We start from the raw sequence: 21,456 nt of genomic DNA on the forward strand, positions 1-21,456 counted from the left end.
AGCCTGTAGCCAGGCTGCTTTTTTTGCGTTAAGAAGCGTTAGCGGCAGCAAGTGATTCCGCCTTCTGAAATGTTTTGAGCACGGCGTTCGCCAAAATATGAATGCCGGTAAATATCGCATTTCTGTCAAAGGTCATGTGCGGATGATGGAGCCCCGGCTGGAGCCCGCAGCCTAGTCCGAGCATCGTTGTTTTCAGATTCGGCACCTTCACGGCGTAAAAATGGAAATCCTCTCCGCCGGTAGTAACAAGCGGGTCATCAAGCCGCTCAGCCCCGATGATATCTGTAATGGCTTCTGCCATGATCGCTTCAGCTTCTTTGTTTTGTGTTGCCGCAGGAAGGCTGTGTTCTTTTTGCAGATCGATTTTTGCGCCGAATGCAGCGGCGGCCGCTTCACAGGCTCTTTCTGTCTCGGCGATTAACGCCTCCATGGCTTCATTGGTCTGTGCGCGCAAATCAAGGCTGAACGATGCTTTTCCTGGAATGATGTTAGAGCTTTCACCGCCGGCTTGAAGTTTTGTCATTTTGACGGTATGCGGGATTTGCGGGTCAATATGAATGAGTCCGAGCTTATGTACAAGAAATGCCGCAATTTCAATGCTGTTTTTCCCGAGGTGCGGACGGGCGCCATGAGCCTCTTCCCCGATGATCGTTCCCTCAATGTGCTGGCTTGATCCGTGCAGAATAGACGGAGCGCAGCGGCCGTTCTGTGTTTCCTGGATCGGACGGACGTGAACGCCATACAAATAGTCGATATCATCAAGCACGCCTTCTTCTATCATTTTCAAGGCGCCGCCGCCTTTTTCTTCTGCCGGCTGAAAGATAAAACGGATTGTGCCCTTCGGAAGCTCAGGTTGTTTTTTGAGCAGCATTAACGTGCCCAATGCCATTGTCATATGTGAATCGTGTCCGCAGGAATGGTTGGCGCGAAATGTGCCGTTAACCTCCTGCCACAGCGCGTCAATATCAGCGCGTACCGCTACAACAGGTGAGCCTGAGCCGATTTCGCCGACAACCCCGGTGCAGTCTGAAAACGTGCGCGTCCGGCACCCTAAATCCTCAAGCTTTTGTTTCAAAAATGAAGTTGTCTCATATTCCTTCCAGCTGACTTCAGGGTTCGCGTGCAGATGCTCGAAGATGTCCATAATGGTTTGTTTCATTTCTTCTGAAAGCTTTTGCATGGTTAGAAATACCTCCTTCTATCAGAATGAATTTTTACCTTCTTTACTTTATTTATATTGAAACAGAAATATAGGCTGTATATAATATAGCACATATTGCTACTTTTCAGAATAATTAATATTTTCAAACAGAGGGGATGGATCGAAATATGAGTATGCCAGCAGCCGAAACACAGCCTAAGAAAAAACGTATGACATTTAAAATGCCTGACGCCTATGTCCTCTTATTTATGATTGCTTTCATTTGCGCAATCGCTTCATATATTGTGCCGGCAGGTGAATTTGACCGCGTGACAAAGGGGGATGTCACGACCGCTGTTCCGGGAAGCTATCATTCAATTGAACAGTCTCCGGTCAGCTTGATCAGCTTTTTTACTTCTCTACAGGATGGAATGGTTGGATCAGCACCCATCATCTTTCTGATTTTATTCACAGGCGGCACCATTGCTATTCTAGAAAAAACGGGTGCCATCAATGGCCTGATTTACAATGTCATCAGCAAATTCCGCACAAAGCAATTATTATTTATTTGTATTGTCGGCGCATTGTTCTCCATTCTCGGAACAACCGGGATTGTCGTGAATTCAGTTATCGGTTTTATCCCCATCGGCCTCATTGTGGCACGATCCTTAAAATGGGACGCAGTCGCGGGAGCCGCTGTTATATACATCGGCTGCTACGCTGGATTTAACTCCACCATATTATCACCGTCACCGCTCGGTTTATCACAATCAATCGCGGAGCTCCCTCTTTTCTCAGGAATCGGCCTGCGAGTTGTGATATACATATGCTTTTTGCTGTCTTCTATTATTTATATCTATTTGTATACGAGAAAATTAAAAAAATCAAAAGATGCCAGTGTGTTAGGAACAGATTGGTTCCCTGCGGCAGGAATGGGCGAAGCCGGTAAAGAAGAAGATCAGTCAGTGCCGTTTACCGTTCGCCATAAGCTGATTTTGGCTGTGGCGGGACTCTCACTTGTCGGATTTTTATACGGCGCTTTGAAGCTTGGCTGGTCAGATTCCCAAATGGCTGCGACATTTATTTTTATTTCTGTCCTTGCCGGTTTAATAGGCGGGCTTGCGGCGAACGATATTGCCAAAACCTTCATTACGGGCTGCCAAAGTCTTGTATACGGGGCGCTGATTGTCGGGATGGCACGAAGCATTTCCGTTATCCTTGAAAATGGAAAGCTTCTCGATACTGTCGTCAATGCTTTGGCTTCACTTTTGGATGGATTCAGCCCGATTGCTGGGGCAATCGGCATGTATATCGCCAGTGCGCTGCTTCATTTTCTCATCTCTTCAGGTTCTGGCGAAGCCGTTGTATTTATTCCAATCCTGGCGCCGCTCGCTGATTTGATGGGAATCACGAGACAGGTTGCGGTTGAAGCGGTTATGCTTGGAGAAGGGGTCGTCAACTGTGTGAACCCGACATCCGGCGTTCTCATGGCGGTGCTTGCCGCCAGCGGTATTCCGTATGTCAAGTGGCTGCGGTTTATGGTGCCGCTTGCTCTGATTTGGTTCTTGATCGGGCTTGTCTTTATCGTGATCGGAGTCATGATCAATTGGGGGCCGTTTTAACGATTGCTGCCCGCCGGCTTGTACGGCGGGCTTTTGAGTTATTCATTGCAGAAGCGCAGGCTGTTATTGTAACATGTAAGCCATAAGCCATTCGTAAAAGTGCGGGAGGAAGGTCATGAATAATCTGCGTAATAGACTTTCAGGCGTGAATGGGAAAAATAAGAGAGTAAAAGAAAAAGAACAAAAAATCTGGTCGGAGATTGGGATGATAGCGGGAGCATTTGCGCTGCTTGATGTGATCATCCGCGGCATTATGTTTGAATTTCCGTTTAAAGAATGGGCTGCAAGCCTTGTGTTTTTGTTCATCATTATCTTATATTACTGCATCAGGGCTGCGGCATCCGGAATGCTCATGCCGAGAATAGACACCAAAGAAGAACTGCAAAAACGGGTGAAGCAGCAGCGAATAGAATCAATTGCGGTCGCCTTTGCGGTAGTGGTGCTTACGATGTACGACAGGGGGATTCCCCATACATTCTTCGCTTGGCTGAAAATGATTCTTCTTTTTATCGTCTGCGGCGGCGTTCTGTTTCTGCTTCGGTATGTGATTGTGAAGCTGGCTTACAGAAGAGCGGTAAAAGAAGAAATAAAAAAGAAATCATCTTTTTTGTTTGGAAAGCGAGGGAAGCGTTCACAGTTTCGGGCAGCTTTTTTTATAGGAACATTGATTTGTATTCACTCTGCCAAGTTGTTTTGATAGAGTGATTGTGATAATTTTAAATGTAAGCGTTAACAAAATTCTCCAGTCTTCACATCGGTTTGAAAGGAGGAAGCGGAAGAATGAAGTAAGAGGGATTTTTGACTCCGAAGTAAGTCTTCAAAAAATCAAATAAGGAGTGTCAAGAATGTTTGCAAAACGATTCAAAACCTCTTTACTGCCGTTATTCGCTGGATTTTTATTGCTGTTTCATTTGGTTCTGGCAGGACCGGCGGCTGCGAGTGCTGAAACGGCGAACAAATCGAATGAGCTTACAGCACCGTCGATCAAAAGCGGAACCATTCTTCATGCATGGAATTGGTCGTTCAATACGTTAAAACACAATATGAAGGATATTCATGATGCAGGATATACAGCCATTCAGACATCTCCGATTAACCAAGTAAAGGAAGGGAATCAAGGAGATAAAAGCATGTCGAACTGGTACTGGCTGTATCAGCCGACATCGTATCAAATTGGCAACCGTTACTTAGGTACTGAACAAGAATTTAAAGAAATGTGTGCAGCCGCTGAAGAATATGGCATAAAGGTCATTGTTGACGCGGTCATCAATCATACCACCAGTGATTATGCCGCGATTTCCAATGAGGTTAAGAGTATTCCAAACTGGACACATGGAAACACACAAATTAAAAACTGGTCTGATCGATGGGATGTCACGCAGAATTCATTGCTCGGGCTGTATGACTGGAATACACAAAATACACAAGTACAGTCCTATCTGAAACGGTTCTTAGACAGGGCATTGAATGACGGGGCAGACGGTTTTCGATTTGATGCCGCCAAACATATAGAGCTTCCAGATGATGGCAGTTACGGCAGTCAATTTTGGCCGAATATCACAAATACATCTGCAGAGTTCCAATACGGAGAAATCCTGCAGGATAGTGCCTCCAGAGATGCTGCATATGCGAATTATATGGATGTGACAGCGTCTAACTATGGGCATTCCATAAGGTCCGCTTTAAAGAATCGTAATCTGGGCGTGTCGAATATCTCTCACTATGCATCTGATGTGTCTGCGGACAAGCTAGTGACATGGGTAGAGTCGCATGATACGTATGCCAATGATGATGAAGAGTCGACATGGATGAGCGATGATGATATCCGTTTAGGCTGGGCGGTGATAGCTTCTCGTTCAGGCAGTACGCCTCTTTTCTTTTCCAGACCTGAGGGAGGCGGAAATGGTGTGAGGTTCCCGGGGAAAAGCCAAATAGGCGATCGCGGGAGTGCTTTATTTGAAGATCAGGCTATCACTGCGGTCAATAGATTTCACAATGTGATGGCTGGACAGCCTGAGGAACTCTCGAACCCGAATGGAAACAACCAGATATTTATGAATCAGCGCGGCTCACATGGCGTTGTGCTGGCAAATGCAGGTTCATCCTCTGTCTCTATCAATACGGCAACAAAATTGCCTGATGGCAGGTATGACAATAAAGCTGGAGCGGGTTCATTTCAAGTGAACGATGGTAAACTGACAGGCACGATCAATGCCAGGTCTGTAGCTGTGCTTTATCCTGATGATATTGCAAAAGCGCCTCATGTTTTCCTTGAGAATTACAAAACAGGTGTAACACATTCTTTCAATGATCAACTGACGATTACCTTGCGTGCAGATGCGAATACAACAAAAGCCGTTTATCAAATCAATAATGGACCAGAGACGGCGTTTAAGGATGGAGATCAATTCACAATCGGAAAAGGAGATCCATTTGGCAAAACATACACCATCATGTTAAAAGGAACGAACAGTGATGGTGTAACGAGGACCGAGAAATACAGTTTTGTTAAAAGAGATCCAGCGTCGGCCAAAACCATCGGCTATCAAAATCCGAATCATTGGAGCCAGGTAAATGCTTATATCTATAAACATGATGGGAGCCGAGTAATTGAATTGACCGGATCTTGGCCTGGAAAACCAATGACTAAAAATGCAGACGGAATTTACACGCTGACGCTGCCTGCGGACACGGATACAACCAACGCAAAAGTGATTTTTAATAATGGCAGCGCCCAAGTGCCCGGTCAGAATCAGCCTGGCTTTGATTACGTGCTAAATGGTTTATATAATGACTCGGGCTTAAGCGGTTCTCTTCCCCATTGAGGGCAAGGCTAGACGGGACTTACCGAAAGAAACCATCAATGATGGTTTCTTTTTTGTTCATAAATCAGACAAAACTTTTCTCTTGCAAAAGTTTGTGAAGTGTTGCACAATATAAATGTGAAATACTTCACAAACAAAAAGACATCAAAGAGAAACATACCCTGGAAGGATGATTAATGATGAACAAACATGTAAATAAAGTAGCTTTAATCGGAGCGGGTTTTGTTGGAAGCAGTTATGCATTTGCGTTAATTAACCAAGGGATCACAGATGAGCTTGTGGTCATTGATGTAAATAAAGAAAAAGCAATGGGCGATGTGATGGATTTAAACCACGGAAAGGCGTTTGCGCCACAACCGGTCAAAACATCTTACGGAACATATGAAGACTGCAAGGATGCTGATATTGTCTGCATTTGCGCCGGAGCAAACCAAAAACCTGGTGAGACACGCCTTGAATTAGTAGAAAAGAACTTGAAGATTTTCAAAGGCATCGTTAGTGAAGTCATGGCGAGCGGATTTGACGGTATTTTCTTAATCGCGACAAATCCGGTTGATATCCTGACTTACGCAACATGGAAATTCAGCGGCCTGCCAAAAGAGCGGGTGATCGGAAGCGGCACAACACTAGATTCTGCGAGATTCCGTTTCATGCTGAGCGAATACTTTGGCGCAGCGCCTCAAAACGTGCACGCGCATATTATCGGAGAGCACGGCGACACAGAGCTTCCTGTTTGGAGCCACGCGAATGTCGGCGGTGTGCCGGTCAGTGAACTCGTTGAGAAAAACGATGCGTACAAACAAGAGGAGCTGGACCAAATTGTAGATGATGTGAAAAACGCAGCTTACCATATCATTGAGAAAAAAGGCGCGACTTATTATGGGGTTGCGATGAGTCTTGCTCGCATTACAAAAACCATTCTTCATAATGAAAACAGCATATTAACTGTCAGCACATATTTGGACGGGCAATACGGTGCAGATGACGTGTACATCGGTGTGCCGGCTGTCGTGAACCGCGGAGGGATCGCAGGTATCACTGAGCTGAACTTAAATGAGAAAGAAAAAGAACAGTTCCTTCACAGCGCCGGCGTCCTTAAAAACATTTTAAAACCTCATTTTGCAGAACAAAAAGTCAACTAACCGCAACTTTAGAGTAAAGGGCTGATTGTCAATGTGGGAGCAGTTGTATGATCCGTTTGGAAACGAGTATGTGAGCGCACTTGTGGCGCTCACTCCGATTCTCTTTTTTCTTTTGGCTTTAACTGTTTTGAAAATGAAAGGCATTCTTGCGGCATTTCTTACCCTAGCCGTCAGTTTCTTCGTCTCCGTTTTGGCATTTCATATGCCGGTTGAAAAAGCGATTTCTTCTGTTTTGTTAGGAATCGGGAGCGGGCTGTGGCCTATTGGCTACATCGTCCTGATGGCGGTGTGGCTGTATAAAATCGCAGTGAAAACCGGGAAATTTACCATTATTCGGTCCAGCATTGCCGGCATTTCGCCTGACCAACGATTACAGCTATTATTAATTGGTTTTTGTTTTAACGCGTTTTTAGAAGGCGCGGCCGGTTTTGGTGTTCCGATTGCGATTAGTGCGGCGCTGCTCGTCGAACTTGGTTTTAAACCGTTAAAAGCGGCGGCGCTCTGCTTGATTGCAAACGCCGCCTCCGGAGCCTTTGGGGCGATTGGGATTCCTGTCATCACAGGGGCGCAGATTGGTGATTTGTCTGCTCTTGAGCTGTCTCGGACATTAATGTGGACACTGCCGATGATCTCATTTTTAATACCATTCCTGCTTGTATTCTTATTAGACCGAATGAAAGGAATCAAACAGACATGGCCCGCTCTTCTGGTTGTGAGCGGTGGGTATACAGCGGTTCAGACACTGACAATGGCGGTGCTCGGGCCGGAATTAGCAAACATTTTGGCGGCCTTATTCAGCATGGGCGGGCTTGCCCTCTTCCTCCGCAAATGGCAGCCGAAAGAGATTTACCGCGAGGAAGGGGCCGGCGATGCTGGTGAGAAAAAGGCATACCGTGCCGCTGACATTGCGAAAGCGTGGTCTCCTTTCTACATTTTAACTGCGGCGATCACCATCTGGAGCCTTCCTGCCTTCAAAGCGCTTTTCCAAGAAGGCGGGCTGTTATATCAATCAACGCTCCTGTTTAAAATGCCTTTTCTGCATCAGCAAATTATGAAAATGCCGCCGATTGCGCCATCTGCCATGCCGTTAGATGCAGTCTTTAAAGTTGATCTGCTGTCAGCGACTGGTACAGCGATTTTAGCGGCGGTCATCGTGACAGGGCTGTTCAGCAAAAAGTTCTCCTCCCGGGATGCCTTTGCTTCCCTGAAGGAGACAGGAAAAGAGCTGTGGGTGCCGATTATGACGATCTGCTTCGTGATGGGGTTTGCCAATCTGGCCAACTTCGCAGGGCTCAGCTCTTCAATTGGGTTAGCATTGGCGAAAACAGGAGACCTGTTCCCGTTTGTCAGTCCTGTTCTTGGCTGGATTGGCGTGTTCATCACCGGTTCTGTTGTCAGCAATAATGCTTTGTTCGGCCATTTGCAGGTTGTCACCGGAGCGCAGATCGGTGCGGGTTCAGACTTGCTGTTAGCCGCAAATACGGCGGGCGGTGTCATGGCGAAACTTGTTTCTCCTCAATCTATCGCCATCGCTGCCGCAGCGGTAGGCCAAACAGGCAAGGAATCTAAACTGTTTAAAAGGACAGTGGCGTACAGCCTGATTCTGTTATTGATCATTTGTATATGGACGTTTATTCTTGCAAGATTTGGAGTGTAATAGAAAAAAGCAGTACATGCCCAGCATGTACTGCTTTTTTATGTTAATTTGCTTTCTTTGTCATTTCGGCTGTTGTTTTCACTCTGGCTTTTCCCATAAATAAAATGGTAACCGCCGCGAGGACAATTGGAATCAAAGCGAGCAAAAAGACATACGTAATACTTGATGACATCGCGTCAATAATGCGATTCAGGATCGCATCAGGAATCTGGGAACGTGTTCCCGCTTGGAATATCTCTTGCGGGTCGCCAATATTTTGCGTAGCACCTGATCCCGCTGAGCCTTTCATACCGCTGAAGGCGTCACTCAGCTTGTTCGTGAATACGTTTGTTTGCACCGTTCCGAAAATGGTGACGCCTAAGGTCATGCCAAATGATCGCAAAAATGAATTTGTAGAGTTTGCCGTTCCCCGAAAGCGAGGTTCAAGATCATTCATCGATGCCGCCGGCAGCAGGGAGAAGTTAAAGCCTACACCAAAGCCTGAAATCATCATAAAGACTGTCAGCCATACCCGTGCTGTGTCAGGCGTCATATTGGAAAGAAGCAGCATGCCGATAAAGAAAGCTATAACAGATATCAGCATCAAATTGCGGAAGCTTGCCTTCGTTTGGAAGATTCCGCCGATCATGCTTCCGATGACTGATCCAATCATCATCGGCGTCAGAATGAAGCCCGCGCTTGTCGCCGAGCTGCCGTAGACCGCCTGAACGAAAATCGGAATAAATACCGCTAAAATAATAAATGTTCCGCCATACAAAAAAGCGAGAATCTGCGCTGTGGCAAACAAGCGGTTCTTAAACATCCAGAAAGAAATAATCGGCTCTTCTGCTTTTCTCTCCACAATAAAAAAGGCAATGAAGAAAACGGCGAATACAATAAACAGCCCGATGATCTGAATGGAATTCCAATCGTATGTTTTGCCGCCAAGCTCAAGGGCGAACATCAGGCATACAATGGATACGATTAATGTAATCGCGCCGCCCCAGTCTATTTTCTGCTTTCTGTGCTCCAGAGATTCTTTGTAGTAGCGAATAATGAAAAACAATGACAATGCGCCGATCGGCACATTGATGTAAAACACCCAGTGCCAGCTGATCGAATCTGTAATGATCGCCCCTAAGAGCGGACCAAGAACACTGGATAATCCAAATACAGCACCGAACATGCCGGACATTTTTCCGCGTTTTTCCGGCGGAAACAAATCAAAGATAATGGTAAAGGCAATCGGCAGGAGCGCGCCGCCTCCGATCCCTTGAATGGCCCGGAAGATGATCAGTTGATTCATCGTCTGGGCAATCCCGCATAAAGCCGAACCGATTAAGAAAAAAATAAGTCCAAACAGGAAAAAACGTTTTCGGCCGTACATATCGGAAAGCTTGCCGTAAATCGGCATGCCAGCCATAACCGCCACCATATAGGATGCCGTCACCCAGGCAAATTTATCGAAGCTTCCAAGATCGGCTACGATATTGCCCATCGCGGTGGCAACAATCGTATTGTCCATTGCAGACATCAAGATGCCCAGCAGGAGACCGAGGACCACAAATTTGGTGGAAGCCTGTTTTTCTGTTGTTGTGTCCATTTGTTCTACCTCCTCTTACTTTTCTATGTAAGTTCTGATATCATGATAATAGTTTGATCATTGAATATCTCGATTATCAAGATAAACTCGATTTTATAGGGAGGACTGTCAGTTGTCAACAAGAAATTCCAGAAGTGAGTTGGAAAAGACTGCTGTTCAGCTTTTTCGAAAACTGGGCACAAGAACGGTTCTGTTTCATCAGGCAGCCGCTCAAGCTCTCGGTCTGTTTCCTACCGATTTGAAATCAGCTGACATTTTAAATGAAGCAGGTCCGATGACGGCCGGAGAACTGGGGAAAAAAACCGGCCTCAGCACGGGTTCCGTCACGGCGCTTGTTGACCGGCTGGAAAAAGCGGGGTATGTGGCTCGTGAAAAGGACCCGAACGATCGCAGGAGAGTCGTAATCGTCCCTTTGACTGCTTCGAAAAAACATATAAAGGATTTGTTCCGTCCTCTGTCTGAGTCAACGATGGATTTGTGCCGCGAATATACGGAAGAGGAGCTGGAACTCATTTTCAGTTTTGTAGGCAAAGCCGCCGATATTATGGAGGAAGAGCTTGAACGTCTGAAACAGTAAGTGAATTTGTGCATAGCTTGGCCCTTTCCCGAATAAATTGTACAAGATACATAAGAAGGGAGTACGGGCCGGTGAACATTTTTTTGAGCTATATTGTGCTGGGACTGTCCTTGTCTGCGCCTGTGGGGCCAGTGAATGCGGCGCAAATAGACAAAGGAATTAAAAACGGTTTTTGGCATGCATGGATTTTCGGTTTAGGCGCCATGACAGCGGATGGGCTGTACATGCTTTTTATCTATTTCGGGCTGTCACAGTTCTTGACCGCTCCATTTGTAAAAACGTTTTTGTGGCTGTTCGGCTTTTTTGTCCTGACCTATACCGGAATTGAAACGCTGAAAAACGTCAGAGAACCGATGGATGTGCGAAGCTCGCGGGGGAAACCGTCATACAGGAAAACATTCGCATCGGGTTTTCTCATTTCATTGTCAAACCCATTGAGCATCCTTTTTTGGCTTGGAATTTACGGAAGCATTCTTGCGAAAACAGCAGAGGCCTACAATATGAATCAGCTTCTAATCTATAGCTCCGGCATCATGATCGGCATTTTAATCTGGGATTTCTGCATGGCTATCACAGCCAGTACGTTCAGAAACCTGCTTCATGAAAAGCTATTGAGAGGATTGACCGGAATCGCCGGTGTATCCCTCCTTGTGTTTGGCTTTTACTTTGGTTATCAGGGCATCAAACAGTTATTGGGCTGATTCATGAAGGACAGTCACCTGCCGCTTCCAGTTTTAATATAGTATCCAGATGATACTGGAGGTGGATCAATGGTGAATGGGATTTACACCAAAAGTTTTCTGGAACGTATTCAGGAAGAGCTTCCTGAATGGCAAAGAATCGCTTTTGAGCTGCTGGCAGAAACTCTGGGGGACGACGCGGATACATTTCCGTGCATTCCCGGACGCCAGGCGTTTCTGACTGATCAGCTTCGGATTGCTTTTGCCGGAGATCCGCGGGAAAACCGCACAGCGGAGGAACTGGCTCCGTTGCTTGCGGAGTACGGCAAGATATCGCGGGACACGGGAAAATACGCATCCCTCGTTGTGTTGTTTGATACACCGGAAGATTTGGCGGAGCATTATTCGATTGAAGCGTATGAAGAGCTGTTTTGGCGCTTTTTAAATAGACTGAGTCATCAAGACGAAAAAGAATGGCCGGAAGACATTCCGGCCGATCCTGAGCATTATAAATGGGAGTTTTGTTTTGACGGCGAGCCGTATTTCATTCTGTGCGCTACACCGGGGCACGAGGCAAGAAGAAGCCGGAGCTTTCCTTTTTTTATGGTCACGTTTCAGCCAAGGTGGGTGTTTGATGACCTAAATGGATCAACTGCATTTGGCCGTAACATGAGCAGGCTGATCCGATCTCGTTTAGAGGCCTATGATCAGGCTCCGATTCACCCGCAATTAGGCTGGTACGGAGGAAAAGATAATCGTGAATGGAAGCAGTATTTCCTCCGTGATGACGAAAAACAGGTATCGAAGTGCCCGTTTTCTTATTTAAAGAACATGTTCAACAAAATGAAATAAATCAAGGACTGGCAGGGCGATCTTTATGACCCTGCTTTTTTTGATAGATCATGGTAACGATGGCGATAATCACGAGAAAACCTATGCTGACGAAAAAACCGGGCCGGCTTGATTTTTCAAACAATGTACCGGACACAGCCGCAGCAATCAGAACCATCGCTAAATAAATTTGCGTTTTTCCCATGCCCTCGGGATCAGTCAGCTTTTTGCTGGAGAACAGGATAAACAGCCAAGTGTATAAAAGCATAAGCCCCGCAGCTGTTGTCATATGCTCATAAATGTTTTTAGGCAGCACTAACGACAGAATAATGGAGAGAACAAGCCCCGCAAACGTCAGCCCAAGTGCCGGCCAGCATATTTTTTTGCCTTCCTTTAGAGTAAAGCATTTCGGCGCGTCGCCGTCATCAGCCATTGTACAAAGCAATGTCGTAACGGCAAAAAGCGAAGCGACAAGGGTCGAGAACCCGGCGATGATGAAAATCCCGTTAAATATATCAAGGATGATCTCAAGGTTATATCCTTTTAATGATGTAATGAACGGACTGTCCTGTTCAGTAAACGCGTGTAACGGAACCAAAAGCAGAGCCAGCCCGATTGAAATAATATAAATAATCGCCAGCGTTGCCAGCATCAGTTTCCCTGATTTAGACGCTTCCTCAGGTTTTTTTAAGTGAACCGCCATCAGCCCCATGACCTCAATTCCGCCAAAAGCGTAAAACGCGTAGATTAAACCTGTCCACAGCCCCATGGCGCCGTATGGGAAAAACTCAATCGTCTTATTTGGAACATGTATGCCATGATTTCCGCCGGACAGGATACCGCATAAAGCCAGGATGGCAATGACAATAAACATAAAAATAGCAGCTGTTTTAATGACTGCCAGCACGTTTTCTGTTTTTTCAAAGACGGACAGGCCGGTGAAAATAATAAGGAGCCCAAGTACTGCGTAGATTGAGGCAAACACCCATAGCGGCACTTGAGGAAACCAATGCTTCGTAAAGAGCGAAATGGCTGTCAGCTGGCTTCCGGTAATCAGCATTTCTGATGTCCAGTACACCCAGCCGTTGCTGAAGCCTGCCCATTTGCCGAATGCTTTTCGGGCATACGCACAAAATGAGCCCTTTTCCGGCTGCTTCGCCGATAGCTTGGCGAGCTGTTCAAAGACAAAATACGTACCGATCCCTGCGATCAGAAATGAAAGGAGAACGGAAAAACCGCTTTTTACAATTGCGATGCTGGAACCGAGAAAGAAGCCTGTTCCAATCGTGCAGCCGACTCCGATCAGTGACAGCTGCCACCAAGCCAGATTCCCTTTTGGCTGGTCTTTTTTTGTTTGGCTCATTATTTATTCAACCCCTTTTATCTAAGGTTAGATTGTGATCTGTCCGAAGCTTATATACATCGGATTTTTGCCTCTTTTTACATGGAGAAGGAAGCGGACGCTCATACTAATGAAAAAAGGAGCAAACCAATGACACAGCAATATATTGTGGAGCCGAAAAAAGGGCTTGGGCTGAAGCTGAAAAAGGGTCAGATTTTAAAGGTGGTTGATGTAGAAGGGCAGCAGGTGGCTGATTTTGTCGCATACCATGCCAAGGATTTTTATGAACACCTTGATCAGGGAGCGACGATAGACGCCAATCACTCCATTCATGTGAAGGTCAACGACCATCTCTACTCCAACCTGTATAAGCCGATGTTAACCCTGATTGAAGATACGGTCGGCAAGCATGATCTGCTGCTGCCCGCCTGCCGTCCTGATATGAACAGGCTCTTATATGGGAAGCAAAAGGATGAGTTTCAGGATACGTGCTATGACAATATGAACCGTGCGCTTGAGCAGTTTGGCGTACCGAAGCCTCACATGCATTACCCATTTGCGATTTTTATGAATACTGTCCTTGATGAGAAAGGGAATCTGTCTGTGGAAACGCCGCTTTCGAATGCCGGAGATTATGTAAGGCTCAGGGCGGAGATGGATTTAATTGTCGCGTTTTCTTCCTGCCCGATTGAAAAAGGGAAATGCAATGGCGACAGTGTGACATCCATACGGGTTGAAGTCAGCTGATCTCTCTTGTTCACTGTGAATGAAGACCTGTGCTATATTTAATAGGGATACATAACAGTCATGATTCATTTTCATTGATTTGGGGAAATGATCAGTAACAAGGGAAAATGTACAGGAGGAATGATTGGGATGAGCATGCAGGAAAAGATTATGCGTGAGTTACATGTGAAGCCCTCAATTGATCCAAAGCAAGAAATTGAGGACCGAGTCAATTTTTTAAAACAATATGTAAAGAAAACCGGTGCTAAAGGCTTTGTATTGGGAATCAGCGGCGGCCAGGATTCAACACTTGCGGGAAGACTCGCTCAGCTTGCGGTGGAGAGCATTCGCGAGGAGGGCGGAGACGCTCAATTTATCGCGGTCCGTCTTCCGCATGGCACACAGCAGGATGAAGACGATGCCCAGCTTGCTTTGAAGTTTATTAAGCCGGATAAATCATGGAAGTTTGATATTAAATCGACAGTCAGCGCTTTTTCTGATCAGTATCAGCAGGAAACAGGCGATCAGCTGACTGACTTTAATAAAGGAAACGTAAAAGCAAGAACAAGAATGATCGCGCAATACGCGATCGGCGGCCAGGAAGGCCTTCTTGTGTTAGGAACAGACCATGCTGCTGAAGCAGTGACTGGTTTCTTTACGAAGTACGGTGACGGCGGAGCAGACCTCCTGCCGCTGACAGGCTTGACGAAGCGCCAGGGAAGAACCTTGCTGAAAGAGCTGGGTGCACCGGAACGCTTATACTTAAAAGAACCGACTGCCGATCTGCTCGACGAAAAACCGCAGCAGTCGGATGAAACAGAGCTTGGCATTTCCTACGACGAGATTGACGATTATCTCGAAGGAAAAGAAGTATCAGCGAAAGTATCAGAAGCGCTGGAAAAACGCTACAGCATGACTGAACATAAACGCCAGGTTCCGGCGTCTATGTTTGATGACTGGTGGAAATAAGTTGAAGAAAGCCCGCTCTCGGAGCGGGCTTTTGTCGTGTACAGGAGCTTTATTTGATGCGGATATGATTCAGCTTGACCATTAATCTGTCGGTGAACCTTCGGAGGCTGCCTCTCGTATCAGGATCTAATGGGAGTTCGGCTCTCGCGGCAATGTTCTCTGCCACATCCTGAATCGACAGGTTGTCTGTTTGAATGTGGTCCTCAAAAATGGGTGATGATAATCCTTCAACACAGCGGTTGATTTGTTTGGCGGCCCATGAGTTTTTTCCTTCTGCTCTGGTGCGCAGCCTTTTTAACAAGGTTTCCTTTGAAGCCATTAGTGTAAAGTGGTGAACGATCCTGCCTTCCTGTCTGAGCCTGCCGATGATCTCATTGAAGTATTCAGGGTGTACAATCGTCATAGGCACAATAATGATGCCGCGGTATGTATCTGTCAGAGAAGCTAGCAAACTGTAATTGAACGCCCGCCATAAAGGATAGCTTTGAAAATCGTCCTTTGCGATCTCCTGCGGCACCATGGAGCGCAGCGCAAAACCCATTTTCTCGGGATCATACACGTAAGATGGGTTCAGCCTTCTGTGCAGTTCGAAGGCTGTTTGTGTTTTTCCCGAACCGAATGCCCCGTTTATCCAAATGATCATCGCCATTTCTCCCTTCCTATTTATCATACAGAAAAAGACCCTTCCATCGAAGAGTCAGCTGGAAAAACAATAAAGGCAGAAGGTTTTAATGCTTTTTTGCGTCGAAGTATTAAAATACCTGCAGAAATGTTGTACAATGAATGTCATTCAGGCAAAAATGGCTAAACAACAAAGCGCACTATAAGCTTGACCGGTAAAGCCGGTATCTATATAAATATTCGCTAAATAATCATATAATGAATATAAAATTTCATTCCTTAGGAGGATTTCGCCGAAGATGAACGCTAAACGAGCCATCCCAGTAAGAGAAAGAAATATCGTCCTGATCGGATTCATGGGTGTAGGAAAAACAACAATCGGCCAATTGGTCGCTAAAAAATTATATAGAGATTTTATTGATATTGACCAAGAGATCGAAAAGGATTTCAATATGACAATTCCTGAGATATTTGAGAAAAAGGGAGAAGACTTTTTCCGGAAAACGGAGAAGGAATATATTTTAGACATCTGCCATCATAAACGATTCAAAATCGTATCTCTGGGCGGGGGATCTTTTAAACAAGAAGAAATCAGGAATTGCTGTCTGGAAAACTGTCTCGTGCTTCATCTGGACCTGTCATGGGAGAACTGGAAGCAGCGCGCGGATTTATTGATCGAAAGCCGCCCTGTACTGCATAACCGTTCAATGGATGAAATGGAACAGCTGTTTAACGAAAGAAAAGTCATTTATGACAAGCACAATTCAAAAGTGGCAACAGACAACCTTTCCCCGGAAGAGGTTGCCGATTACATTGTTGAGACATTAAAAATTGGCTGGGATCTTTATCAGCCGATGTAAAAAGCCGTGCGCAGCGCACGGCTTTTTTTATCGTTTTATCCCTTGTATCAAAATCGCTTTTAAACAAAAGGAGATGGGCTGTCCGTTTTGGTTCAATGTAATACAGAACGTGTCGCGTGCTTCGTCTGATGCGTGATTCAAGTGGGTAATGATTTGTTTTTTCCGGTCAGCGGGAGTTCCGCCTCGTTTGATCCAGCTATCGTATTGAATCGGCAAGTTCCACTTTTGGATGTCTTGATAGGGCAGTTGATTGGCGCTGAACATCGACTGCCATTCTGATAATGAGCTTTCTCGAACATGGGAAGGGTCTCGAAGCCGGTTCAAATGATTGACAAACTCATCAAGAACGGGATCTTCAGGCGCGTAATGATCAACTAAGAGAAAACGTCCGTCCTGTTTTAGTACGCGTGCAACCTCGCTGACAGCTTTGCGGACATCTGAAAAATGGTGGGCTGCGTATCGGCAGGTGATGATGTCAAATGAATCGTCGGGGAAGGGGAGTGACTCTGCCGTTCCTTGCTGAAAGCGTACGTTTTCAGCTCCTTTTTCTTGCGCGAAGGAGGACGCAACCTCAACCATCTCTTTCGTCGCATCAACACCGATGCACTCCTGTACATAAGGAGAAAATGCCAGCGCCGTATGGCCGGCGCCCGCTCCTATATCCAGCACTCGATGCTCTGCCCGGCATTCCGCTGTTTTGATCATCAACCCCAAATCTTCCCCCTCGGCAAATACCTTTTCATCCCGATACATCTCGGCGTTTTTAGAAAACGGTGTTTCATTAGTCATTTGAACCAGCTCCTTCTTTTCGTAAATGATGATATGGATTATGTTAGCAATTTTTGTTATGATTCGTCCAAGATATAAAAATGATGAAAATGATAGGTTCAACCTATGGAGGCTGAAATGGATATTAAAGTGATGGAATATGCAGCGGAAATTGCCCGGCGCCAAAGCTTTACAAAGGCGGCGGAACATCTTCATATCGCACAGCCGTCTCTCAGCCAGCAAATCAAAAAGCTTGAGGCTGAGCTGGGGCTTACCCTTTTTCACAGATCCCATAGCTCTGTTACACTGACACCTCACGGCAGGCGTTTCATTGAAAAAGCCGAGGACATCATTCGTTCCAGAGATGATTTGCTTCGGGAAATGCAGGAGCGATCACAGGGAATCGGTCATAAATTATCCATCGGGATTCCTGCTGTAACAGGGAGATATCTCTTTCCCCCGCTGCTGAAGCAGTTTTTGGCGCGCTATCCTCATGTGGAGGTTCAGCTTGTTGAAAAAGATCCGGTTTCATTGGAGGAGATGACGGCAAAGGGAGAAGTTGACCTTTCTGTTATATCCTTGCCCATCGAGGATGAACGGCTCTCCATTACACCCTTGCTCACGGAACCGGTTGTTCTCGCGGTGCCGAAGGAAAAACAAAGGTGGATGCCGCCGGAATTGGTCGCGCTGATTGAGAAAGCGCTGGAAGAAGATGAGGGACGCCAGCCGTGTGTGCCGATTGACATGGTAAGGAACGTGCCCTTTATTCTGTTAAAAGAAGGCTTCGGCTTTCGCAGGACAGTTCTCGATCTCTGTGCGGAAAGCGGCTTTAAGCCGAATGCTGCCTTTAAGACGAGCCATATTGAAACCGCCCAATCTCTTGTGGCTAATGGATTAGGTGTGACTATGGCACCGAATATGGTCAGAAGGGATAAAGATCCGGGTGTGATCTATTTATCGATTCAATCCGCGCCATCACGAACCCTCGTCTTTGTCTTTTTAAAGAACCGCTATGTCAGTCTGACGGCCCAGGCCTTTATGGAACTAAGCCGGGAAAGTCTTAAACAAACGTTTGATGAAGGCTGTCTGGGAAACAAAGATGAAAATATTTAGAAAACAAAGACGAAACGTGGTAGTATAGGAATACAAACTAAATCTTATAAAACAAAGGGGAATAATCGGAAATGCAACTATTCGATCTGCCGCTCGACCAATTGCAAACATATAAGCCTGAAAAAACAGCACCGAAAGATTTTTCTGAGTTTTGGAAATTATCTTTGGAGGAACTTGCAAAAGTCCAAGCAGAACCTGATTTACAGCCGGTTGACTATCCTGCTGACGGAGTAAAAGTGTACCGTCTCACATATAAAAGCTTCGGAAACGCCCGCATTACCGGATGGTACGCGGTGCCTGACAAGGAAGGCCCGCATCCGGCGATCGTGAAATATCATGGCTACAATGCAAGCTATGATGGTGAGATTCATGAAATGGTAAACTGGGCACTCCATGGCTACGCCGCATTCGGCATGCTTGTCCGCGGCCAGCAGAGCAGCGAGGATACGAGTATTTCACCGCACGGTCACGCTTTGGGCTGGATGACGAAAGGAATTCTTGATAAAGATACATACTATTACCGCGGTGTTTATTTGGACGCCGTCCGCGCGCTTGAGGTCATCAGCAGCTTCGACGAGGTTGACGAAACAAGGATCGGTGTGACAGGAGGAAGCCAAGGCGGAGGTTTAACCATTGCCGCAGCGGCGCTGTCAGACATTCCAAAAGCCGCGGTTGCTGATTATCCTTATTTAAGCAACTTCGAACGGGCCATTGATGTGGCGCTTGAACAGCCGTATCTTGAAATCAATTCCTTCTTCAGAAGAAATGGCAGTCCGGAAACAGAAGTGCAGGCGATGAAGACACTTTCATATTTCGATATTATGAATCTCGCTGACCGAGTGAAGGTGCCTGTCCTGATGTCAATCGGCCTGATAGACAAGGTCACGCCGCCGTCCACCGTGTTTGCCGCCTACAATCATTTGGAAACAGAGAAAGAGCTGAAGGTGTACCGCTACTTCGGACATGAGTATATCCCTGCTTTTCAAACGGAAAAACTTGCTTTTTTTAAGCAGCATCTTAAAGGCTGATAAATGTGAAAAGCCGCCGCATATCATCAGGCGGTTTTTTTCTGCAAACTGCCGGAATGAGAACAGACTGGAGACGAATAGATATGAAACAAAGAATCATTGATGAATTAAAACGGATCGAGCAGTCATACGGAGTCAAAATCGTGTATGCCGTCGAGTCAGGAAGCCGCGCATGGGGATTTCCCTCGCAGGATAGTGATTACGACGTCCGCTTTATTTATGTGCCGAAAAAGGAGTGGTATTTTTCAATTGAGCAGGAGCGTGATGTCATTGAGGAACCGATTCACGATTTGCTGGATATCAGCGGCTGGGAGCTGAGAAAAACGCTTCGGCTTTTCAAAAAATCAAACCCTCCGCTCCTCGAATGGCTGTCCTCAGACATTGTGTATTATGAAGCATTTACGACCGCAGAGCAGTTAAGAAAACTGCGCACGGAGGCATTTAAGCCTGAAGCAAGCGTGTATCACTATATCAATATGGCGAGAAGGAACGTCAAGGATTATCTACAAGGACAAGAGGTCAAAATTAAAAAGTACTTCTACGTTCTTCGGCCTATTTTGGCCTGCCAATGGATTGAAAAGCACGGAACCATACCGCCAATGGACTTTACTGTTTTGATGAATGAACTTGTTGCTGAACCCGAGCTGAAGGCTGAAATGGAAACCTTGCTTGAACGGAAAAGAAGAGGGGAAGAGCTTGACCTCGAAGCAAGAATCGATGTTATTCACCAATTCATTGAAACGGAAATCGAAAGAATCATGGAAGCGGCAAAAGAACTGAAGGCAGAGAAAAAAGATATGACATCTGAATTGAACCGTTTGCTTTTGAATACGGTTGAAGAAGTGTGGAAGGATGGAGGAAGCTGATGTTTTTTGTCGCTTCCTTTTCTCCTTTATTCGACAGAATCCCCCCCCCGACTTTCTAACTATCTGATTGTGGCAAACCCACAAAAATAATCAGAATCTTTGTATTTTGAGAATATTGTGAACGCTGGTTTTGTCCATTTACAATAAACTCATACAAATACTTCTTAGATTGCGGGGTGTTGAGGTTGGAAGTGATCACAAGAGATTTTTTCTTATTTTTATCCAAAAGCGGCTTTCTCAATAAAATGGCGAGGAACTGGGGAAGTCGGGTAGCAGCGGGTAAAATTATCGGCGGGAATGACTTTAACAGTTCAATCCCGACCATTCGACAGCTTAACAGCCAAGGCTTGTCAGTTACTGTCGATCATTTAGGCGAGTTTGTGAACAGCGCCGAGGTCGCACGGGAGCGTACGGAAGAGTGCATTCAAACCATTGCGACCATCGCGGATCAGGAGCTGAACTCACACGTTTCTTTAAAAATGACGTCTTTAGGTTTGGATATAGATATGGATTTGGTGTATGAAAATATGACAAAAATCCTTCAGACGGCCGAGAAACATAAAATCATGGTCACCATTGACATGGAGGACGAAGTCAGATGCCAGAAAACGCTTGATATTTTCAAAGATTTCAGAAAGAAATACGAGCATGTGAGCACAGTGCTGCAAGCCTATCTGTACCGGACGGAAAAAGACATTGACGATTTGGATTCTTTAAACCCGTTCCTTCGCCTTGTAAAAGGAGCTTATAAAGAATCAGAAAAAGTAGCTTTCCCGGAGAAAAGCGATGTCGATGAAAATTACAAAAAAATCATCCGAAAGCAGCTCTTAAACGGTCACTATACAGCGATTGCCACACATGACGACAAAATGATCGACTTTACAAAGCAGCTTGCCAAGGAACATGGCATTGCCAATGACAAGTTTGAATTTCAGATGCTGTACGGCATGCGGTCGCAAACCCAGCTCAGCCTCGTAAAAGAAGGTTATAACATGAGAGTCTACCTGCCATACGGCGAGGATTGGTACGGCTACTTTATGAGACGCCTTGCAGAACGTCCGTCAAACATTGCATTTGCTTTCAAAGGAATGACAAAGAAGTAAAAA

At 45.8% G+C, this 21,456-nt stretch carries 20 protein-coding genes; 15 read left to right on the forward strand and 5 right to left on the reverse strand.

Translation table 11 applies throughout. The annotated features are described in order from the left end of the window. Positions 1–28: 28 nt before the first annotated feature. Entirely contained in the window at positions 29–1,180 is a 1,152-nt protein-coding gene (locus tag SB658_RS14835) for a M20 peptidase aminoacylase family protein (RefSeq protein WP_003234698.1), read from the reverse strand. 149 nt (positions 1,181–1,329) lie between these two features. On the opposite strand from SB658_RS14835, the gene SB658_RS14840 reads away from it, so the two are divergent. The 5 genes from SB658_RS14840 (at position 1,330) to SB658_RS14860 (ending at position 8,387) form a co-directional block, all read left to right on the forward strand. Continuing rightward, positions 1,330–2,763, forward strand: coding sequence for a YfcC family protein (locus tag SB658_RS14840; protein ID WP_003246402.1), 1,434 nt, complete (start codon positions 1,330–1,332; stop codon positions 2,761–2,763). A 115-nt stretch (positions 2,764–2,878) separates the two neighbouring features. Continuing rightward, positions 2,879–3,460, forward strand: coding sequence for a DUF6773 family protein (locus SB658_RS14845; protein WP_003246445.1), 582 nt, complete (start codon positions 2,879–2,881; stop codon positions 3,458–3,460). A 148-nt stretch (positions 3,461–3,608) separates the two neighbouring features. Beyond that, positions 3,609–5,588, forward strand: a complete 1,980-nt coding sequence (gene amyE, locus SB658_RS14850; protein WP_003234692.1) for an alpha-amylase — start codon at positions 3,609–3,611, stop codon at positions 5,586–5,588. Positions 5,589–5,764: 176 nt separating this feature from the next. Next, entirely contained in the window at positions 5,765–6,730 is a 966-nt protein-coding gene (locus SB658_RS14855) for an L-lactate dehydrogenase (RefSeq protein WP_072173905.1), read from the forward strand. 31 nt (positions 6,731–6,761) lie between these two features. Then, positions 6,762–8,387 carry an L-lactate permease gene (locus SB658_RS14860; protein WP_101501840.1) on the forward strand — a complete coding sequence of 542 codons (1,626 nt, stop codon included), beginning with the start codon at positions 6,762–6,764 and terminating at the stop codon, positions 8,385–8,387. A 43-nt stretch (positions 8,388–8,430) separates the two neighbouring features. Here the strand turns inward: SB658_RS14860 and bmr3 are convergent, their stop codons facing one another. Beyond that, entirely contained in the window at positions 8,431–9,969 is a 1,539-nt protein-coding gene (gene bmr3 / locus SB658_RS14865) for a multidrug efflux MFS transporter Bmr3 (RefSeq protein ID WP_144500913.1), read from the reverse strand. 112 nt (positions 9,970–10,081) lie between these two features. On the opposite strand from bmr3, the gene SB658_RS14870 reads away from it, so the two are divergent. The 3 genes from SB658_RS14870 to SB658_RS14880 all read left to right on the forward strand — a co-directional run bounded on the left by SB658_RS14870 (position 10,082) and on the right by SB658_RS14880 (position 12,078). Beyond that, positions 10,082–10,546, forward strand: a complete 465-nt coding sequence (locus SB658_RS14870; RefSeq protein WP_003246360.1) for a MarR family transcriptional regulator — start codon at positions 10,082–10,084, stop codon at positions 10,544–10,546. Between the two features lie 71 nt (positions 10,547–10,617). After that, the gene (locus tag SB658_RS14875; RefSeq protein WP_003246469.1) at positions 10,618–11,247 is read left to right on the forward strand and encodes a LysE family translocator; all 630 of its coding nucleotides are present in this window, start codon (positions 10,618–10,620) and stop codon (positions 11,245–11,247) included. A 69-nt stretch (positions 11,248–11,316) separates the two neighbouring features. Continuing rightward, positions 11,317–12,078: a YqcI/YcgG family protein gene (locus SB658_RS14880; RefSeq protein WP_003246374.1), complete on the forward strand. Its 762-nt coding sequence runs from the start codon at positions 11,317–11,319 to the stop codon at positions 12,076–12,078. Position 12,079: 1 nt separating this feature from the next. Here SB658_RS14880 and SB658_RS14885 read toward each other — a convergent pair whose 3' ends face one another. Continuing rightward, positions 12,080–13,420 carry an amino acid permease gene (locus SB658_RS14885; protein ID WP_003234675.1) on the reverse strand — a complete coding sequence of 447 codons (1,341 nt, stop codon included), beginning with the start codon at positions 13,418–13,420 and terminating at the stop codon, positions 12,080–12,082. A gap of 129 nt (positions 13,421–13,549) precedes the next feature. Between SB658_RS14885 and SB658_RS14890 the strand changes: the two genes are divergently transcribed. Both SB658_RS14890 and nadE read left to right on the forward strand, forming a co-directional pair. Continuing rightward, positions 13,550–14,146, forward strand: a complete 597-nt coding sequence (locus SB658_RS14890; protein WP_003246345.1) for a DUF1989 domain-containing protein — start codon at positions 13,550–13,552, stop codon at positions 14,144–14,146. 129 nt (positions 14,147–14,275) lie between these two features. Further along, a complete protein-coding gene (gene nadE / locus SB658_RS14895; protein WP_003246440.1) occupies positions 14,276–15,094 on the forward strand; it encodes an ammonia-dependent NAD(+) synthetase in 819 nt (272 codons plus the stop codon). Between the two features lie 49 nt (positions 15,095–15,143). Here nadE and tmrB read toward each other — a convergent pair whose 3' ends face one another. Then, positions 15,144–15,737 carry a tunicamycin resistance ATP-binding TmrB gene (gene tmrB / locus SB658_RS14900; protein WP_026009830.1) on the reverse strand — a complete coding sequence of 198 codons (594 nt, stop codon included), beginning with the start codon at positions 15,735–15,737 and terminating at the stop codon, positions 15,144–15,146. A gap of 277 nt (positions 15,738–16,014) precedes the next feature. Here tmrB and SB658_RS14905 point away from each other — a divergent pair, with 277 nt between their 5' ends. Continuing rightward, the gene (locus SB658_RS14905; RefSeq protein ID WP_019712415.1) at positions 16,015–16,575 is read left to right on the forward strand and encodes a shikimate kinase; all 561 of its coding nucleotides are present in this window, start codon (positions 16,015–16,017) and stop codon (positions 16,573–16,575) included. A gap of 27 nt (positions 16,576–16,602) precedes the next feature. On the opposite strand, the gene SB658_RS14910 is transcribed toward SB658_RS14905, so the two are convergent. Further along, positions 16,603–17,364 (reverse strand): class I SAM-dependent methyltransferase, encoded by a 762-nt coding sequence (locus SB658_RS14910; protein WP_015715211.1) that lies wholly within the window; start codon positions 17,362–17,364, stop codon positions 16,603–16,605. A gap of 117 nt (positions 17,365–17,481) precedes the next feature. Between SB658_RS14910 and SB658_RS14915 the strand changes: the two genes are divergently transcribed. The 4 genes from SB658_RS14915 (at position 17,482) to putB (ending at position 21,453) form a co-directional block, all read left to right on the forward strand. Continuing rightward, the gene (locus tag SB658_RS14915) at positions 17,482–18,456 is read left to right on the forward strand and encodes a LysR family transcriptional regulator (protein WP_015715212.1); all 975 of its coding nucleotides are present in this window, start codon (positions 17,482–17,484) and stop codon (positions 18,454–18,456) included. A 71-nt stretch (positions 18,457–18,527) separates the two neighbouring features. Next, positions 18,528–19,484, forward strand: a complete 957-nt coding sequence (gene cah / locus SB658_RS14920; RefSeq protein WP_015715213.1) for a cephalosporin C deacetylase — start codon at positions 18,528–18,530, stop codon at positions 19,482–19,484. Positions 19,485–19,567: 83 nt separating this feature from the next. Further along, entirely contained in the window at positions 19,568–20,350 is a 783-nt protein-coding gene (locus tag SB658_RS14925; protein WP_003246492.1) for a nucleotidyltransferase domain-containing protein, read from the forward strand. A gap of 191 nt (positions 20,351–20,541) precedes the next feature. Continuing rightward, on the forward strand, positions 20,542–21,453 hold the full coding sequence (putB, locus tag SB658_RS14930) for a proline dehydrogenase PutB (RefSeq protein ID WP_003246421.1): 912 nt from the start codon (positions 20,542–20,544) through the stop codon (positions 21,451–21,453). The last annotated feature ends 3 nt before the right edge of the window (positions 21,454–21,456 follow it).

Source organism: Bacillus sp. SIMBA_008, assembly GCF_046535495.1.
In the GTDB taxonomy this organism is placed as follows: domain Bacteria; phylum Bacillota; class Bacilli; order Bacillales; family Bacillaceae; genus Bacillus; species Bacillus subtilis.

Coding starts and splice junctions, on each gene's coding strand:
- SB658_RS14910 (WP_015715211.1), bottom strand. CDS start 17,364: ATGACTAATGAAACACCGTTTTCTAAAAACGCCGAGATGTATCGGGAT.
- bmr3 (WP_144500913.1), bottom strand. CDS start 9,969: ATGGACACAACAACAGAAAAACAGGCTTCCACCAAATTTGTGGTCCTC.
- SB658_RS14885 (WP_003234675.1), bottom strand. CDS start 13,420: ATGAGCCAAACAAAAAAAGACCAGCCAAAAGGGAATCTGGCTTGGTGG.
- SB658_RS14905 (WP_019712415.1), top strand. CDS start 16,015: ATGAACGCTAAACGAGCCATCCCAGTAAGAGAAAGAAATATCGTCCTG.
- SB658_RS14880 (WP_003246374.1), top strand. CDS start 11,317: ATGGTGAATGGGATTTACACCAAAAGTTTTCTGGAACGTATTCAGGAA.
- SB658_RS14840 (WP_003246402.1), top strand. CDS start 1,330: ATGAGTATGCCAGCAGCCGAAACACAGCCTAAGAAAAAACGTATGACA.
- SB658_RS14860 (WP_101501840.1), top strand. CDS start 6,762: ATGTGGGAGCAGTTGTATGATCCGTTTGGAAACGAGTATGTGAGCGCA.
- nadE (WP_003246440.1), top strand. CDS start 14,276: ATGAGCATGCAGGAAAAGATTATGCGTGAGTTACATGTGAAGCCCTCA.
- SB658_RS14925 (WP_003246492.1), top strand. CDS start 19,568: ATGAAACAAAGAATCATTGATGAATTAAAACGGATCGAGCAGTCATAC.
- SB658_RS14845 (WP_003246445.1), top strand. CDS start 2,879: ATGAATAATCTGCGTAATAGACTTTCAGGCGTGAATGGGAAAAATAAG.
- SB658_RS14890 (WP_003246345.1), top strand. CDS start 13,550: ATGACACAGCAATATATTGTGGAGCCGAAAAAAGGGCTTGGGCTGAAG.
- SB658_RS14835 (WP_003234698.1), bottom strand. CDS start 1,180: ATGCAAAAGCTTTCAGAAGAAATGAAACAAACCATTATGGACATCTTC.
- amyE (WP_003234692.1), top strand. CDS start 3,609: ATGTTTGCAAAACGATTCAAAACCTCTTTACTGCCGTTATTCGCTGGA.
- tmrB (WP_026009830.1), bottom strand. CDS start 15,737: ATGATCATTTGGATAAACGGGGCATTCGGTTCGGGAAAAACACAAACA.
- cah (WP_015715213.1), top strand. CDS start 18,528: ATGCAACTATTCGATCTGCCGCTCGACCAATTGCAAACATATAAGCCT.
- SB658_RS14855 (WP_072173905.1), top strand. CDS start 5,765: ATGATGAACAAACATGTAAATAAAGTAGCTTTAATCGGAGCGGGTTTT.
- SB658_RS14915 (WP_015715212.1), top strand. CDS start 17,482: ATGGATATTAAAGTGATGGAATATGCAGCGGAAATTGCCCGGCGCCAA.